General features: G+C 63.5%; 17 protein-coding genes. 6 read left to right on the top strand and 11 right to left on the bottom strand.

The genetic code is table 11. The features are described 5' to 3' along the window. The 5 genes from AC097R_RS05575 to AC097R_RS05555 form a co-directional block, all read right to left on the bottom strand. Positions 1–114: a cytochrome oxidase small assembly protein gene (locus tag AC097R_RS05575; RefSeq protein ID WP_479596604.1), complete on the bottom strand. Its 114-nt coding sequence runs from the start codon at positions 112–114 to the stop codon at positions 1–3. Positions 115–117: 3 nt separating this feature from the next. Beyond that, entirely contained in the window at positions 118–1,734 is a 1,617-nt protein-coding gene (ctaD, locus tag AC097R_RS05570; RefSeq protein WP_479596603.1) for a cytochrome c oxidase subunit I, read from the bottom strand. Positions 1,735–1,776: 42 nt separating this feature from the next. Further along, on the bottom strand, positions 1,777–2,961 hold the full coding sequence (coxB, locus tag AC097R_RS05565) for a cytochrome c oxidase subunit II (protein WP_479596602.1): 1,185 nt from the start codon (positions 2,959–2,961) through the stop codon (positions 1,777–1,779). Between the two features lie 56 nt (positions 2,962–3,017). Then, positions 3,018–3,494 (bottom strand): DUF2244 domain-containing protein, encoded by a 477-nt coding sequence (locus tag AC097R_RS05560; protein WP_479596601.1) that lies wholly within the window; start codon positions 3,492–3,494, stop codon positions 3,018–3,020. Positions 3,495–3,637: 143 nt separating this feature from the next. Continuing rightward, positions 3,638–4,558 (bottom strand): class I SAM-dependent methyltransferase, encoded by a 921-nt coding sequence (locus AC097R_RS05555; protein ID WP_479596600.1) that lies wholly within the window; start codon positions 4,556–4,558, stop codon positions 3,638–3,640. A gap of 39 nt (positions 4,559–4,597) precedes the next feature. Between AC097R_RS05555 and AC097R_RS05550 the strand changes: the two genes are divergently transcribed. Further along, on the top strand, positions 4,598–5,293 hold the full coding sequence (locus tag AC097R_RS05550; protein WP_479596599.1) for a ComF family protein: 696 nt from the start codon (positions 4,598–4,600) through the stop codon (positions 5,291–5,293). A gap of 19 nt (positions 5,294–5,312) precedes the next feature. On the opposite strand, the gene AC097R_RS05545 is transcribed toward AC097R_RS05550, so the two are convergent. Further along, positions 5,313–5,705, bottom strand: a complete 393-nt coding sequence (locus AC097R_RS05545; protein ID WP_479596598.1) for a hypothetical protein — start codon at positions 5,703–5,705, stop codon at positions 5,313–5,315. Positions 5,706–5,785: 80 nt separating this feature from the next. Here AC097R_RS05545 and trmL point away from each other — a divergent pair, with 80 nt between their 5' ends. After that, positions 5,786–6,259, top strand: coding sequence for a tRNA (uridine(34)/cytosine(34)/5-carboxymethylaminomethyluridine(34)-2'-O)-methyltransferase TrmL (gene trmL / locus AC097R_RS05540; protein ID WP_479596597.1), 474 nt, complete (start codon positions 5,786–5,788; stop codon positions 6,257–6,259). Here the strand turns inward: trmL and AC097R_RS05535 are convergent. Both AC097R_RS05535 and AC097R_RS05530 read right to left on the bottom strand, forming a co-directional pair. After that, the gene (locus AC097R_RS05535; RefSeq protein WP_479596596.1) at positions 6,256–6,711 is read right to left on the bottom strand and encodes a MaoC family dehydratase; all 456 of its coding nucleotides are present in this window, start codon (positions 6,709–6,711) and stop codon (positions 6,256–6,258) included. The two genes, trmL and AC097R_RS05535, sit on opposite strands and share 4 nt — an antisense overlap. Positions 6,712–6,786: 75 nt before the next feature. Continuing rightward, complete coding sequence (locus tag AC097R_RS05530; RefSeq protein WP_479596595.1) at positions 6,787–7,407, bottom strand: nucleotide-binding protein; 621 nt, start codon at positions 7,405–7,407, stop codon at positions 6,787–6,789. A gap of 41 nt (positions 7,408–7,448) precedes the next feature. Between AC097R_RS05530 and kefF the strand changes: the two genes are divergently transcribed. Next, positions 7,449–8,117 carry a glutathione-regulated potassium-efflux system oxidoreductase KefF gene (gene kefF, locus AC097R_RS05525; protein WP_479596594.1) on the top strand — a complete coding sequence of 223 codons (669 nt, stop codon included), beginning with the start codon at positions 7,449–7,451 and terminating at the stop codon, positions 8,115–8,117. Next, positions 8,117–9,943, top strand: coding sequence for a glutathione-regulated potassium-efflux system protein KefC (gene kefC / locus AC097R_RS05520; protein WP_479596593.1), 1,827 nt, complete (start codon positions 8,117–8,119; stop codon positions 9,941–9,943). Before kefF ends, kefC begins: the two co-directional genes overlap by 1 nt. A gap of 24 nt (positions 9,944–9,967) precedes the next feature. Here kefC and AC097R_RS05515 read toward each other — a convergent pair whose 3' ends face one another. Together AC097R_RS05515 and pcaF are read right to left on the bottom strand one after the other, a co-directional pair. Next, positions 9,968–10,723, bottom strand: coding sequence for a sulfite exporter TauE/SafE family protein (locus AC097R_RS05515; RefSeq protein ID WP_479598096.1), 756 nt, complete (start codon positions 10,721–10,723; stop codon positions 9,968–9,970). A gap of 2 nt (positions 10,724–10,725) precedes the next feature. Beyond that, the gene (gene pcaF / locus AC097R_RS05510) at positions 10,726–11,934 is read right to left on the bottom strand and encodes a 3-oxoadipyl-CoA thiolase (RefSeq protein WP_479596592.1); all 1,209 of its coding nucleotides are present in this window, start codon (positions 11,932–11,934) and stop codon (positions 10,726–10,728) included. A gap of 96 nt (positions 11,935–12,030) precedes the next feature. On the opposite strand from pcaF, the gene AC097R_RS05505 reads away from it, so the two are divergent. Together AC097R_RS05505 and AC097R_RS05500 are read left to right on the top strand one after the other, a co-directional pair. After that, positions 12,031–12,465 carry a DUF1841 family protein gene (locus tag AC097R_RS05505; RefSeq protein WP_479596591.1) on the top strand — a complete coding sequence of 145 codons (435 nt, stop codon included), beginning with the start codon at positions 12,031–12,033 and terminating at the stop codon, positions 12,463–12,465. Between the two features lie 118 nt (positions 12,466–12,583). Continuing rightward, on the top strand, positions 12,584–13,198 hold the full coding sequence (locus AC097R_RS05500; protein ID WP_479596590.1) for a hypothetical protein: 615 nt from the start codon (positions 12,584–12,586) through the stop codon (positions 13,196–13,198). Positions 13,199–13,228: 30 nt separating this feature from the next. Here AC097R_RS05500 and AC097R_RS05495 read toward each other — a convergent pair whose 3' ends face one another. After that, a complete protein-coding gene (locus AC097R_RS05495; protein ID WP_479596589.1) occupies positions 13,229–14,875 on the bottom strand; it encodes an aminotransferase class III-fold pyridoxal phosphate-dependent enzyme in 1,647 nt (548 codons plus the stop codon). Between the last annotated feature and the right edge of the window lie 13 nt (positions 14,876–14,888).

Raw genomic sequence — 14,888 nt, 5'->3', positions numbered from 1 at the left:
TTATCGGCTCAGCACAATCATCTTGGCCATGAAGCCAATGAAGAACACCGCTGCCACCGAGGCCAGAATCAGGCCCAGGCGCACATTGGCTTTCTTTTGCTCAGGCGTTGCCATGGCTTATCCGATCACCTTGGTGGCGGTAGCGTCCAGCTTGGGCGGGTTCTCAAAGGTGTGGAACGGTGCGGGCGATGGCACTTCCCATTCCAGACCTTCAGCAGCTTCCCAAGGCTTCTGGGCAGCTTTTTCGCCCTTACCCAACATGATGGGCAGCACTACGAACAGGAAGAAGTAAACCTGTGCCAGACCGAAGGCGAATGCGCCCACCGATGCGACGGCGTTGAAGTCGGCGAACTGCATGGGGTAGTCGGCGTAGCGACGGGGCATGCCGGCCAGACCCAAGAAGTGCATGGGGAAGAACGTCACGTTGAACGCGATCAGCGACCACCAGAAGTGGATCTTGCCGCGGGTTTCGTTGTACATCACACCGGTCCACTTGGGCGACCAGTAGTAGAAGCCAGCGAACATGGCGTACAGCGAACCGGCCACCAGCACATAGTGGAAGTGGGCCACCACGTAGTAAGTGTCCTGCAGTTGGATGTCGATGGGCGCCATCGCCAGGATCAGACCGGTGAAGCCACCCATGGTGAACACGAAGATAAAGCCCACAGCGAACAGCATGGGGGTTTCAAACGTCATGGAGCCTTGCCACATGGTGGCGATCCAGTTGAAGATCTTCACGGCGGTCGGCACAGCAATCAACATCGTGGCGTACATGAAGAACAGCTGGCCTGTCACCGGCATGCCGGTGGTGAACATGTGGTGGGCCCACACGATGAAGGACAGGATGGCGATGGAAGACGTCGCGTACACCATGGAGGCGTAGCCGAACAGCTTCTTGCGGGCAAAGGCAGGAACGATCTGGCTCACGATGCCGAAGGCCGGCAAGATCATGATGTACACCTCGGGGTGGCCGAAGAACCAGAAGATGTGTTGGTACATCACCGGGTCGCCGCCGCCAGCGGGGTTGAAGAAGCTGGTGCCAAAGTGGCGGTCCGTCAGCGTCATGGTGATCGCGCCAGCCAGCACGGGCATCACGGCGATCAGCAAGTAGGCAGTGATGAGCCAGGTCCAGGCGAACATGGGCATCTTCATCAGCGTCATGCCGGGAGCGCGCATGTTCAGGATGGTCACGATGATGTTGATCGAACCCATGATGGAAGAAGCACCCAGGATGTGCATGGCAAAAATGCCGGCGTCCATGGAGGGGCCCATCTGCAGGGTCAGCGGTGCGTACAGCGTCCAGCCGGCAGCGGGTGCGCCACCGGGCATGAAGAACGAGCCCACCAGCATCAGCGCCGCGGGAATCATCAGCCAGAAGCTGAAGTTGTTCATGCGCGCAAAGGCCATGTCGGATGCGCCGATTTGCAGCGGGATCATCCAGTTTGCAAAGCCCACGAAGCCCGGCATGATCGCGCCGAACACCATGATCAGACCGTGCATGGTGGTCAGCGAATTGAAGAGCTCGGGATTCACCAATTGCAGACCGGGCTGGAACAGCTCGGCGCGGATCAGCAGGGCCAAAATGCCGCCGATGATCAGCATCGTGAAGCTGAACAGCAGGTACAGGGTACCGATGTCTTTGTGGTTGGTCGCAAACACCCAGCGCTGCCAGCCCGTGGGGGCGTGGTGGTGGTCGTCATGGGCGTGGTCGTGATGGTCTAGTACGGCGCTCATTCTGCTGTCCTTCTCAATTCTCTTCGTTCAGTCTGGGGAACATTACTTGCGCAATGCCAACACGTCGGCTGGCTGCACCAGTTGACCCGTCTTGTTGGACCAGTTGTTCTTGGTGTAGCTGATGACCGCAGCGATATCGGTGTCGCTCAAAGCCTTCCAGGAAGGCATGGCACCGTTGTTTTGGCCATGCAGCAAAACCGCGATTTGCTTGCTCTTGTCAGCATCGAGCACCACGGCAGCACCGTCCAGGGGTTTGACCGGGCCAGCGCCCTTGCCGTTGGCCTGGTGGCAGGCTGCGCAGTTTTGTGCGTAGACTTTTTCGCCGCGCTTGGTGATGTCGTCCAGTGTCCAGACCTTGGTGGGGTCATCAGCCTTGGCTGCCAGCTTCTTCTGCTCCACAGCCACCCAGGCCGAGTAGTCTTCTGCCGACAGCACCTTCACGTGGATGGGCATGTAGGCGTGTTCTTTGCCGCACAGCTCGGCGCACTGGCCGTAGTAGTCACCCACTTTTTCAGCACGGAACCAGGTGTCGCGCACGAAGCCGGGAATCGCATCCTGCTTGATACCGAAGGCCGGCACCATGAAGGCGTGGATCACGTCGTTGGCGGTGGTGATGATGCGGACTTTCTTGTCCACGGGCACAACCAGCGGGAAATCCACCTTCAGCAGGTAGTTGTCAACCGACTCGCCCTTTTTGGGGCCGCCTGCATCGGACATGGCGCGCTGGTCGCTGTCCAGGGTGGAGACAAAGCCAATACCTTCGCCTTCGCCCTTGAGGTAGTCATAGCCCCATTTCCACTGCATGCCGGTGGCCTTGATGGTCAGGTCGGCGTTGGTGGTGTCTTTCATGGCAACCACCACCTTGGTGGCGGGCAGGGCCATCAGGATCACGATGACGAAGGGGACGATGGTCCAGATGATTTCAACGGTCACCGACTCATGGAACGTGGCCGCCTTGTAGCCTTGCGACTTGCGGTGCTTCCAGATGGAATAGAACATCACCGAAAACACGGCCACGAAGATGACCGAGCACATGATGAGCATGAACCAGTGCAGCCATTGCTGCTCGCGAGCGATGTTGGTAACCGCGGGCGCCAGGTTCAGCTGGTTCACAGCCGGCCCACCAGGCAAATCATTCACGGCATGCGCCAGGGTGAATGCTGCAGTGCCAGCCCATGCACCTGCTGCCAGCAGCAGTGAAGCCAATTTGTTCAATATGCTCTTCATCGTGTTCACTTTTCTAAGCCCCAAAATTACCAAATGCGCAGACCGCGCATGCCCCATCAGGCGGCACGCAAGGCAAGCCGGATTTCACGGGCCAGCAGCGGTCGCAGCTCTGGCCGGATGAAACGCCCTACCTGGATGGTTCTACCCCGCCCAGACAACTCGATCAATGATCCGTCCCCCGCACGCGGCTCCACCCTGACCCAATCTCTCTGAAATTCGGCGCGCTCGAGCCTGCCAGCATTTTCCAATTCGACGACTAGCTGCCCCTCCTGCAAGGAGATGCGCTCGCCGTCGGTGGCATGCCGGGCATAGACCACGAACGCTATTCCCACTGCCACCAGTTCAAGTGATGCAAAGGGCATCACCAGTGTTGCGCCCTGGGACCAGAAAAGCATTCCGATACCCAAAGAAACTACACACAGTGACACATACAGCCAGGCCAGTTGGACAGGCGAAACCGAACAGTTGCGCCTGAGAAACCACTGAACGTGCCGCCCTTGTACCGTCGCAAAGCGAAAAACTAGATTCGTCATGCGTCTTGCCCGAAATGGACCAGCCATTCACAGGCGAGTCGAGACTGCAGGGGAAATGCCGTTACCTCTATTACCCCGCATTGTAGTCCAGACGGCCTCTGAATCTGCCCCAAAAAGGCAAAACTGCGGCCCCGGATCGTCGCTCAGGCGCCCGTTTTGGCGCCCGTTGGGCCGTGCTTGAGAACGGATCGCATCTGTTCCAGCGACACCGTGGTCTCGGGCTGCACCTTGAGCCGAGGTCGGGGTTTGAAGGCATGGCCGTAGACGATTTCGAAGGTCACCTGCAGCCGCCCATCGCCCGCGGATGTGGCCAGCCCCTGTGACAGTGCGGCGTGCAAACGCGCCAGCCACGCGCGCGAACGCAGGCCGGCAAACCGCTGCGGATGCAGATTGCGCCCCAGGCCGCGCAGCTCGACCAGCAAGCTCTGCGGCGTGGAGTAGGTCAGCGTGATGCGCTCCATGTCCATCACCGGCTCGGCAAAGCCTGCATGGACCAGCATGTCGCCCCAGTCGTGCATGTCGGTGAATTCATGGCCGGGCACGGGCCAGCCCATGCGCGCGTACACCGCATGCAACTCGCGCAGCGTGTCGGGCCCCAGACAGGAGAACATGGCAAAACCATCGACCGCCAGCAGGCGGTGCCACTCGCCGATGAGGGCTTCCGGGTCGGCGGCGGTGTGCAGCGCCATATTCGCCCACAGCATCTGCACCGGCTGCGCGGGCGCGGCAAAGTGCAGCTTGGGGCCACGCCAGCGGGCGGGCTGCCACCAGGGCTTTGCTATCAAATCATGAGCTGCCCGCGCACGTTCCGCGGGGGCTTCGAGCACAAAACACTCGGAATCGGGGTAGCGCTGGCTTAACAGCGCCTGGGCCTGCACGCCGCCCTGCAACGGGCCCCAGTGCACCCATTGCTGGGGCTTTTGCACGATCCACTGCAGACGGTCTTCCATGCGGCGGGCCACTTCCTCATGCAGCCAGGGCGACGTCTCGCCGGGCACCGGGCGCCGCTGGGCCCAACGGGTGGCAGCAACGGGGTCGATAGTAGGGGGGCGCTGGGTGCTCATGGGGAGGGTGCAAAAGGCGGTCGCGAGTATATTGCCTGCATGTTCCGCCAGCTGCTTCAGGGGGTATCGCGGCGGCTGCCCAGCCGTTGCGCCGTGTGCCATGCCTGGCCCGCCCAGGCGGTGTGTGAAGATTGCGTGGCGCAGTTTGCGCAACCCGTGCACCGCTGCGCGCACTGTGCCCTGCCGCTGCCTGCGGGCATGGCGCGCTGCGGCGCCTGCATCACCACCCCACCCCCGTGGGATGCGGCCCTGGCCGCGGTGGCCTATGCCTACCCGTGGTCCGGCCTGGTGGTGGACTTCAAATTCCAGCAACACCCGGCCTGGGCCGGCACCCTGGCCACTCTGCTGCACAGCGCGCCGTGGGTAGAGCCCGCGCTGGACGCGACCGACCTCGTACTGCCGCTGCCCTTGTCACGCCAGCGCCTGCAAAGCCGTGGCTTCAACCAGTCGCTGGAGTTGGCGCGTCGCCTGGCGCCGCACAAGCTGCGCACCGACCTGCTGCTGCGCGTTAAAGACACCCCGCCCCAAAGCAGCCTGCCACGCAAGGAGCGGCTGCACAGCGTGCAGGGCGCATTCGCCGTGGAGCCCCTGCGCGTGGGCGAACTGCGCGACCGGCGCGTGGTGTTGGTGGACGATGTGATGACGAGCGGCGCCTCGCTGCACGCGGCCAGCACGGCCCTGCGCGGTGCTGGCGTGGCCCACATCACCGTGCTGGTGTTTGCGCGGACAGAGTAACCGGTCCGCGGCGGGCCGCTCAGTGCAGGGTTTCGATGGCCAGGCGGTGGTAACGCTCGGCCAGCACAAAGGACACGTGGTGGATGGCCTCTTTGACGCGCTCGGCGCTGGCCTCGTCGGGCGTGGCCAGAATCAGGAAGGTCGCGCCGTCGTGGGCCGCGTCCAGAAACGCCTGCAGGGTCGAGAGGCTGGTGCCCAGGCTGGCCAGAAAGCCCGCCTCGTGAATGTTTCTTTCCGCGAACTCGGCCATCTGCTCTGGGAGTAGCTCCATGGAGTCGCTCGCCGCCAGCCCGTGCGCGCGCAGCTCGTGCAGCACTTGGTGCGCGTCCTCCAGGTCCTGGAACGCGACCACCGTGTGGCCCGTGGGATAAAACGCACCGAAGTCTTTGTGCAGCTGGTCCAAGGTTTTCATGGCACACCCCGAAGTGATGACTCTTCCATAGTAGGCAAATCCTGGAAATTCTCCAGTGCGGCCGCGCGACAATACCGCCCATGTTCCATATTGTTCTGGTCGAGCCCGAAATCCCCCCCAACACGGGCAACGTCATCCGCCTGGCGGCCAATACGGGCTGCACGCTGCACCTGGTGGAGCCGCTGGGGTTCTCCATGGATGACAAGCACATGCGCCGGGCCGGGCTGGATTACCACGAGTACGCGGCGCTCAAGCGCCATGCCAGCTGGCAAACCTTTCTGGACACCGAGCAACCCGCCATGGACCGCATGTTCACGCTGACCACACGCGGCACCCGCAGCCCCTATGCGGTGGCGTTCCAGCCGGGCGACTGGCTGGTGTTTGGGTCCGAGACCAAGGGGATTTCAGATACGGTGCGCGCCGCGTTTGACGCCCCGCGCAGCCTGCGCCTGCCCATGCTGGCGGGGCAACGCAGCTTGAATCTGTCCAACGCCGTCGCAGTGACCGTATTTGAAGCCTGGCGACAGCAGGGCTTCGCCACCCTCAGCGCTTAAGGGTATTGGCGCGCCAACGACTCGGCCACGCAGACGGGCTTGGGCGAACCCTCGCGCTCCACGGTCACTTCCCATGTCTGCTGGCGACCGCCATTGTCGATGGGGTCGCTGGCCAGCAGCTTCATCTGCGCGCGCAGGCGGCTGTTCACGGGAACCGGGGCGATGAAGCGCACCTTGTTGAGCCCGTAGTTCACACCCATGCGCGCCTCGGTCACGGTGAGCGCGCTTTCAAAAAAATGCGGGATCAGCGACAGCGTCAGAAAACCATGGGCAATCGGCGCGCCAAACGGGCCGGCCTTGGCGCGCTCCACGTCCACATGGATCCACTGGTGGTCGCCCGTGGCTTGGGCAAACAGGTTGATGTGCTCCTGGGTGACGGTGACCCACTCGCTGGTGGCGACGTGTTGGCCCACCAGGGCGGAGAGTTCGGCAAGGGTGGCAAAGGTTTTCATGCCGCCCACTGTAGCCAGCCGCGGCGCACCGGCGTGTCCGCCGGGTGACAAAGCTGGCCTGGCGCTTACGTGGACCTATTTGGCATCCAGCCAATGGCAGATGGGCTGCCACTGCGCCAGGTCGCGCTCGACGCGGCCCGGTGTGACGTCAAACACCGTGAGCCCGCGGGCGGCAAGCTGGATGTAGTTTTGCGTATCGCGCACAAAGCCCAGCACCGGCAGGCCCAGGCTCTGCACAAAGGTATGCAGCTGATCGGCGGCCCGCGTGCGCTCGTCCACGCGCATGCCCACAATGCCGATCTGCGTTTTGGCAGCCTGGGCGCTGTCGGCCAGTTCGTCCAAAAAGGCGCGGGTGGCGAAGATATCAAACACGCTGGGCTGGAGCGGTACCACCACCTTGTCGGCCAGCTTCAGCACCTCCTTCAGGCGCTTGCCATGCAGGCCTGCCGGGGTGTCCAGCACCACGTGGGTGGTGCCTTTGGGCGGTTTGGCGATCTGGTCGTCTCCCACGTCCCAGCTGGCAATGGGCCGGGCGGCTGGGGGACGCAGTGTGAGCCAGAGCCTGGAGGACTGTTGCCGGTCGGCATCGCCCAGCATGACGGCGTGCCCCTGGGAGGCAAAGTAGCCCGCGATCTGGGTGGACAGGGTGGACTTTCCCACCCCGCCTTTGGGATTGGCGACAACAACCACGGGCATACACGACTCCTTGGAGGGTGGAACTGCGCTATGTTATCGGGATGGACACCGAACACCAAGCACCGCCCGCCGCCACACCCAGCACGGCGCCCGCCCGCCCCATCTACGTGGTGGCGGCCCACCCCAACTGGCGTGAATCCCGGGTCAACCGGCGCCTGCTGCAGGCTGCGCGCGCCGCCGACACCGCCACGGTGTGCGACCTGTACGCCCGTTACCCCGACTACAGCATTGCCGTGCCCACCGAGCAGGCCCGGCTGCAAGACGCCCAACTGGTGGTGCTGCTCCACCCGGTGCAGTGGTACTCCATGCCCGCGCTGCTCAAGCTCTGGCTGGACGATGTGCTGGCCCACGGCTGGGCCTATGGCGGTGGCCATGCGCTGCAGGGCAAGGACCTGTGGCTGGTAGCCACCACGGGCGGGCCAGAGGACTCCTACCACCCGCAGGGCTACAACCGCTATTTCTTTGACGCTTTCATGCCCCCCTACGAGCAGACCGCCGCACTGTGCGGCATGCGCTTCCTGCCGCCCATGGTGCTGCACGGTGCGCACAGTGTGGGCGCGGCCGAGGTGGACGCCCATGTGGCCATGTTCACCGAACGCCTGGCCAGCTACCCGCAGTGGCCCGAGCTGGACGACATGGAAAGCTGCCCGGCCTGCGTGGTGCCTGACACCGACCGGCCCACGCACGACACCGTGGAGGTCAAGCTCTGATGGAACACGCACCGACCTGGCTGATCAACAGCTTTATTTACCTGAGTGCGGCGGTGATCGCCGTCCCGCTCTCCAAGGCCGTGGGCCTGGGCTCCATCATTGGCTACCTGGCCGCCGGCATTGCTATCGGCCCCTGGGGCTTGGGCCTGGTGACCAATGTGGAAGACATCCTGCACTTTGCCGAATTTGGCGTGGTGCTGATGCTATTTCTGGTCGGCCTGGAGCTGGAGCCGCGGCGGCTGTGGAACCTGCGCCGCTCCATCTTTGGCTGGGGCAGCATGCAGGTGCTGGGCTGCGCGCTGCTGCTCACCGTGGTGGCCATGGCCTGCGGCGTGGGCTGGCGCCTGGCGCTGGTGGCCGCGCTGGGCCTGGCCTTGTCCAGCACCGCCATTGCGCTGCAGGTGATGGACGAGCGCAACCTGCTGCCCACCGGCAGCGGGCAGGCGGCGTTTTCCATCCTGTTGTTCCAGGACGTGGCGGCCATCCCCATCCTGGCGCTGCTGCCGCTGCTGGGCGTGGTTGCGGTAGAGAATGAGGCCTCAGCCCCCGTCGAATATGCGCAAGCAGCTATCAAAATCATAGTGGTCATCGCCGGCATCGTGCTCGGCGGGCGGCTGCTGATGCGCCCGCTGTTCCGCTGGATTGCGCGCTCCAAGACGCCCGAAATCTTCACCGCCACAGCCTTGCTGCTGGTGGTGGGCATTGCGGGGCTGATGCAGTTTGTCGGCCTGTCCATGGCGCTGGGGGCGTTTTTGGCCGGCGTGCTGCTGGCCGAGAGCGAATACCGGCGCGAGCTGGAAACCGACATCGAGCCCTTCAAAGGTCTGCTGCTGGGCCTGTTCTTCATTGCTGTCGGCATGAGCATCGACTTTGGCGTGTTGATGCAATCGCCCGGCGTGATGGCACTGGTGGTGGTGGGCTTTCTGGCCATCAAGGGTGTGGTGATCTACGCGCTGGCGCGCCACATCAAGCTGCCATTTCAAGAGCGCCCGGTGTTCACGCTGCTGCTGGCGCAAGGGGGTGAGTTTGCGTTTGTGGTGTTCCAGGCCGCGGCCGGGGCCAATGTGTTCCCGGCGCAGACGGCCTCGCTGCTGATTGGCGCGGTGGCCGTGTCCATGCTGCTGAGCCCATTGATTCTGGTGGTGGTGGACCGGCTGGTGCTGCCGCGTTACGCCCACTGCGGCGTGCCCGCCATGGAAGAGATCTCCGAGCAGCAGGAGGCCCCCATCGTGATCGCGGGCTTCGGCCGCTACGGACAAATCATTGCGCGTGTGATGCTGGCCGAGGGCATTCCGGCCACCGTGCTGGACCACGACGCCGAGATGATTGAGGTGGCGCGCAACATTGGCTACCGCGTGTACTACGGCGATGCTACGCGGCTGGACCTGCTGCGCACCGCCGGTGCTGCCAACGCCAAGGTGCTGGTGGTGGCGGTGGACGATGTGGAGCAGTCTCTGGAGATCGTGGACCTGGCGCAGGCGCACTTTCCGCAGCTGCAGATCGTGGCGCGCGCGCGCGACGTGATCCACTGGAACAAGCTGCGCGACCGCGGGGTGATGCTGGTGGAGCGCGAGCTGTTCGAATCCAGCCTGCGCAGCGCGCGCAGTGTGCTGGAGCTGCTGGGCCACGAGCCCCATGCGGCACGCCAGACCACCATGCGCTTTCGCCAGCACAACCTGGAGCTGTTTGAGAAGCTGCACCCCCACTACAAAGACAGCTCCAAGCTGATCGCCGTCATCAAGCAGGGCCGCCAGCAGCTGGAAGAGCAGATGGCGCAGGAGCGTGCTGAAAATGAAAAGCGGCGACCACACGGGTGGGACAACTAGGGCCCGCTGGAGCGGTTCAACCGATCAGGCCAACCCATCCCACAGCAGCTTCACGCCGGTCAACAGCATGCCGGCGTAGAGAAAGCGGTAGAACACTTTCTGGCTGATGCGCCGCGCCAGGCGCACGCCGATCCACACCCCCACGGGGGCAATGGGCAGCAGCACCAGGCTGGTGGCCATGTTGCGCAGGTCCAGCAGTCCCAAGAGGCCGTAGGGTATCCACTTGCTGAGGTTCACCACAAAGAAGAAGAACGCCATGGTGGCAGTGAACTTGATGGGGCTGAGCCTGAGCGGGATCACATAGGCGTTGATGGGCGGGCCGCCCGCGTGGGCGATGAAGCTGGTGAAGCCCGAGGTGGTGGTGAGGACGGCGCCCAACCAGCGGGGCGGCGGCGCGCTGTCGGGCTTGGGCGGAAACAGCAGGCGCTGCGCCAGAAACAGCAGCGTGAAGCCGCCCACCATGGCCGCCACCGTGTGCGGGTTCAGCACCTTGAACAGCAGCGCGCCGATGGCAATGCCCAGCATGCCAAAGGGAATCAGGAACTTCAGCAGCGTGAGGTCGAAGTCTTTGCGGAACGCCGCCATGCCCAGCACGTCCATCACAAACAAGATGGGCATGAGGATGGCCGCCGCATCGGGCACGGTCACGGCCAGCGCCATCATGGGCACGGCCAGCGAACCAAAGCCCGCGCCAAAGCCGCTTTTGCTGATGCCCAGCAGCAGCACGGCGGGGATGGTGACGGCGTAGAAAAATGGATCGGTGATCAGCGGGAAAGTCATCTTCAAGAATGTACGCTCTCCAGCACCACGGCAATGCCCTGCCCCACCCCAATGCACATGGTGCACAGGGCGTAGCGCCCGCCCAGCGTGTGCAGCTGGTTCACCGCCGTGTTGGCCAGGCGCGCACCGCTGGCGCCCAGCGGGTGGCCCAGCGCAATGGCGCCGCCCCAGCGGTTCACGCGCGCGTCTTCGTCCGCCAGCCCCAGCAGGCGCAGCACCGCCAGGCCCTGGGCGGCAAAGGCTTCGTTCAGCTCAATCACGTCCATCTGCGCCAGCGTGAGCCCAGTCTGCGCCAGCACCTTTTGCACTGCGGGCGCCGGGCCTATGCCCATGACGCGCGGCGCCACGCCGGCCGTAGCCATGCCCACCACGCGGGCGCGGGGGGTGAGGCCATGGCGCGTGGCGGCCTCTTCACTGGCCAGCAGCAGCGCGCAGGCACCGTCGTTCACGCCACTGGCGTTGCCGGCCGTCACCGTGCCGCCGGGGCGCACGATAGGCGCCAGCTTGGCCAGTGCTTCCAGCGAAGTGGCGCGGGGGTGCTCGTCCTGGCGCACCACGACAGCCTCGCCCTTTTTGGCCTTGAGCGTGACCGGGGTGATTTCGGCGTCCAGATACCCCGCCTGCTGCGCCGCCAGGGCCTTTTGCTGGCTGGCCAGCGCAAAGCGGTCTTGTGCGTCGCGGCTGATGCCGTGCTCGGCCGCCACGTTCTCAGCGGTCTCCGGCATGCTGTCGGTGCCGTACAGGGCTTGCATCTGGGGGTTGATGAAGCGCCAGCCAATCGTGGTGTCGTAGACCGCGTTGCTGCGGCCAAAGGCGGCGTCCATCTTGGGCATGACAAACGGGGCGCGGCTCATGCTCTCCACGCCACCCGCTATCAAAAACTGAGCTTCTCCCGCTTTGATGGCGCGGGCTGCCGTGCCAATGGCATCCAAACCCGAGCCACACAGGCGGTTCAGCGTGGCGCCCGGCACGTCCTGTGGCAGGCCCGCCAGCAGGGCGGCCATGCGCGCCACGTTGCGGTTGTCTTCGCCGGCCTGGTTGGCGCAGCCCAGCAGCACCTCGTCCAGCTGCGCCCAGTCCACCCCGGGGTGGCGCGCCATCAGCGCCTGAATGGGCACGGCCGCTAGGTCGTCCGCGCGCACACTGCTTAGGGCGCCGCCGTAGCGGCCTATGGGGGTGCGGATGGCGTCACAAACAAAGGCGTGGGGCATGGCAATCGTCCGACAAGAAGAGGTGCCCGCACTGTAACCAAGGACACGCCCGGTGGCTGACACCAACGTGGCAGGCGCATGCTAACCTTGGCTCCCATGTTCAGCCCCTCCCAAGAAGACGTACGTCGATTTTTTTGCTCTACCTATGCCAAGGCCCGCACGGGCGTTGCGCTGGAAGCTATTGAAACCATAGCATCCCAGTGGATGGACGAGCACCCCGAGTACGCCGCCGACTTTGCCGATGTGGATCTGGCGCTGGCCACCATGTACGAGGCGACCGAGGGGCGAACCAACCCGTTTTTGCATCTGAGCATGCACCTGTCCATCAGCGAGCAGTGCAGCATCGACCAGCCGCGCGGCATCCGCCAGGCGGTGGAGCTGCTCACGCACAAGCGCAACTCGCTGCACCAGGCGCACCACGAGGCCATGGAGTGTTTGGGCACCATGCTGTGGGAAAGCCAGCGCGCCGGCCGCCCGCCGGACGGCGACGCCTACATCGCCTGCGTGCAGCGGCACGCCACCAAGGACTGAGGCGCCTGGCGGCACCCCGCCCGCCAGACGCACTTTCATTGAACCGTCACATCGTTTGTCACGGCTCTGCCATCAAGCAGCGATAGCATGATTTCTCCCTTTGAAGGAGACTTCTCGCATGCAGGAATTTCTCAAACAACTCCAGATTCAGCGATGGGATGACCACCGCTACTACCACCACAGCCGCATCAACCAGGCGTTGCATCTGGTGAGCGCCATCAGCTTTGTCGTGTCCTACGCATTGCTGTTCAAGGACCCGGCGCTGGCCGCACTGGTCGCCTGGCTGATTTCCATGACCTCACGGCAGTCGGGGCACTTTTTCTTTGAACCCCGCGGGTACGACGAAGTCAATCAGGCCTCGCACGAATACAAGGAAGAAATCAAGGTGGGCTACAACCTCCAGCGCAAGGTGGTGCTGATGGTGATCTGGGCTGCCGCCCCCCTGCTACTGCTCGCTGACCCCACTCTGTTTGGCCTCTTTGACGCCCACAGCACGTGGGAAGGCTATATGCGCCACACGGGCGAACTTTGGCTGGCGATCGGGGTGGGTGGTTTGGTGTTCCGCACTGTGCATCTGTTTTTCATCAAAGACGTGATGTCGGGGCTGGTGTGGATGACCAAAATCCTGACAGACCCGTTCCACGACATCAAGCTGTACTACAAAGCTCCTTGGGCCTTGCTGCGCGGGGAATTGATTGAACCCCGTCGCAACATGGACCACGCCCCCAGCTAAACCGGCCGCCCGGTTCTGCCCCTCTCGGGGTCAGAACCGGGCCACCAACATCTCCCGCAGAATGCGGCGCTTGATCGCCTTGTGGGTCTGGTTGCCATCGTTCCACCACCAGCCATCGTTCTGCATTGCTCGTCCCGCCAATAGAAACCGGCGGGTTACCTCATTGAAATCCGCGTCACTAAAGTTCAGACTGAAAATCATGCGACCGGTACCCACCCAACTCAAGGCCAGCCCTTGCATGCGCAAATAGTGCTGGAACATCCAGTGGTAGCAGCCTGGCTGGGGATACAGCACCGTCCATATGGACGACATGTTGGCGACGCGAACCGGAAAACCCGCCACCTCCATCGCATGGTTCAGTTGGGCCGCCCTGCGATTCCAGACGCTGTCCAGGCCTTGGTAATTGGCGGCTACTTCGGGCTTTTCCAGTTGGCGCAAGAAAGCGTTCATGGCCCCCATGACGTACGGGTGCGAATTGAAGGTACCGCGCGCAAAGCAAATGTCCGCGGGCGCGTTGTCGCGGAAACGGCGCATCCACTCGCGCTTGCCGCACAGGGCGCCGATGGGCAGCCCACCACCCAAGGTCTTGCCGTAGGTCACCATATCGGCGCGCACGCCAAAGTATTCCTGTGCCCCGCCGGGTGCCAGGCGAAAGCCAACGAACACCTCGTCAAAGATGAGGGCAATGCCCCGGGCATCACAAATGGTGCGCAAGGTTTGCAACCAGGCGGTGTACTGCTCTTTGTTGAAGGCCGCCTTGCGCGAGCCATCGAGCAAAGACGAATCACTCGGTGCCGCCATATTGGGGTGCAGCGCCTGCAACGGATTGACCAGAATGCAGGCGATGTCTTTGCGCTTGCGCAGTACCCGCAGGGTGCCCTCGCCCATTTCGGACAGTGTGAAGGTGTCTTTGGCAGACATCGGGTTGCCAATGCCGGGCTGCACATCGCCCCACCACCCATGGTAAGAACCACAAAACCGCACCACCTTGTTGCGACCGGTGTGGTAGCGGGCCAGGCGCACCGCCTGCATGACCGCTTCGGTGCCGGACATGTGGAAGGACATTTCGTCCATGCCGGAAACCTTGCGCAGCCGCTGCACGTTGTCCACCATCACCGGGTGGTAGGCACCCAGCACCGGCCCCAGGTCTCGGGCGATGTCGGCCCCCTCGTCGATGCAAGTCTTGTAAAAGTCGTTTCCCATCAGGTTCACACCGTAGGAGCCCGTCAGATCGTAGAACACATTCCCGTCCAGATCGGTCACGGTAACGCCTGTGGACGATTGCAAGAAGGACCCGATCTTCAGCCCCTTTTGCACCATGGCCTTGAACTGAAAGGGCACGCGGTAAGCGCTGACAAATTGCATGTCCGACAGACCGTCCACCACCGAGGCTCCCGCGCTCAGCGTCAGGGGGAAGCGCTGTGCGATCTCCTGCACCAAATGGTCGAAAGCCGCCTTGCGCCTGGCAACCACCTCCGCTGGGGCGCCGTCTACCGCAAATACCAGCTGTTCGTCGTAGCTGTAGTTGGGCAACAGCTCCGCGATTCGGCGTGCCGTGCGCGGGTGCCCCGCCAGGGAACGGTGCTTGGCCAGCGACAGTTCGGCGCGCGCCTTGACTTTGCGGAACGCAGCAAACAGCGCCGCACTGCCAACGCCTGCCAGCAGCACCATTTGCATATCTAGAGATTCA

It is taken from the genome of Rhodoferax sp. ZS1R25 (assembly GCF_056521335.1).
Note: the sequence above shows the minus strand (reverse complement) of the source record. Positions and strands in the feature narration are given on the sequence as shown.

Excerpts from the sequence above, each read along its gene's own strand:
- AC097R_RS05530 (WP_479596595.1), bottom strand. The coding sequence starts at position 7,407 with ATGCCCGTGGTTGTTGTCGCCAATCCCAAAGGCGGGGTGGGAAAGTCC.
- AC097R_RS05575 (WP_479596604.1), bottom strand. The coding sequence starts at position 114 with ATGGCAACGCCTGAGCAAAAGAAAGCCAATGTGCGCCTGGGCCTGATT.
- AC097R_RS05505 (WP_479596591.1), top strand. The coding sequence starts at position 12,031 with ATGTTCAGCCCCTCCCAAGAAGACGTACGTCGATTTTTTTGCTCTACC.
- AC097R_RS05535 (WP_479596596.1), bottom strand. The coding sequence starts at position 6,711 with ATGAAAACCTTTGCCACCCTTGCCGAACTCTCCGCCCTGGTGGGCCAA.
- AC097R_RS05500 (WP_479596590.1), top strand. The coding sequence starts at position 12,584 with ATGCAGGAATTTCTCAAACAACTCCAGATTCAGCGATGGGATGACCAC.
- AC097R_RS05545 (WP_479596598.1), bottom strand. The coding sequence starts at position 5,705 with ATGAAAACCTTGGACCAGCTGCACAAAGACTTCGGTGCGTTTTATCCC.
- AC097R_RS05555 (WP_479596600.1), bottom strand. The coding sequence starts at position 4,558 with ATGAGCACCCAGCGCCCCCCTACTATCGACCCCGTTGCTGCCACCCGT.
- AC097R_RS05495 (WP_479596589.1), bottom strand. The coding sequence starts at position 14,875 with ATGCAAATGGTGCTGCTGGCAGGCGTTGGCAGTGCGGCGCTGTTTGCT.
- trmL (WP_479596597.1), top strand. The coding sequence starts at position 5,786 with ATGTTCCATATTGTTCTGGTCGAGCCCGAAATCCCCCCCAACACGGGC.
- ctaD (WP_479596603.1), bottom strand. The coding sequence starts at position 1,734 with ATGAGCGCCGTACTAGACCATCACGACCACGCCCATGACGACCACCAC.
- kefF (WP_479596594.1), top strand. The coding sequence starts at position 7,449 with ATGGACACCGAACACCAAGCACCGCCCGCCGCCACACCCAGCACGGCG.
- AC097R_RS05550 (WP_479596599.1), top strand. The coding sequence starts at position 4,598 with ATGTTCCGCCAGCTGCTTCAGGGGGTATCGCGGCGGCTGCCCAGCCGT.
- AC097R_RS05515 (WP_479598096.1), bottom strand. The coding sequence starts at position 10,723 with ATGACTTTCCCGCTGATCACCGATCCATTTTTCTACGCCGTCACCATC.
- pcaF (WP_479596592.1), bottom strand. The coding sequence starts at position 11,934 with ATGCCCCACGCCTTTGTTTGTGACGCCATCCGCACCCCCATAGGCCGC.
- kefC (WP_479596593.1), top strand. The coding sequence starts at position 8,117 with ATGGAACACGCACCGACCTGGCTGATCAACAGCTTTATTTACCTGAGT.
- AC097R_RS05560 (WP_479596601.1), bottom strand. The coding sequence starts at position 3,494 with ATGACGAATCTAGTTTTTCGCTTTGCGACGGTACAAGGGCGGCACGTT.
- coxB (WP_479596602.1), bottom strand. The coding sequence starts at position 2,961 with ATGAAGAGCATATTGAACAAATTGGCTTCACTGCTGCTGGCAGCAGGT.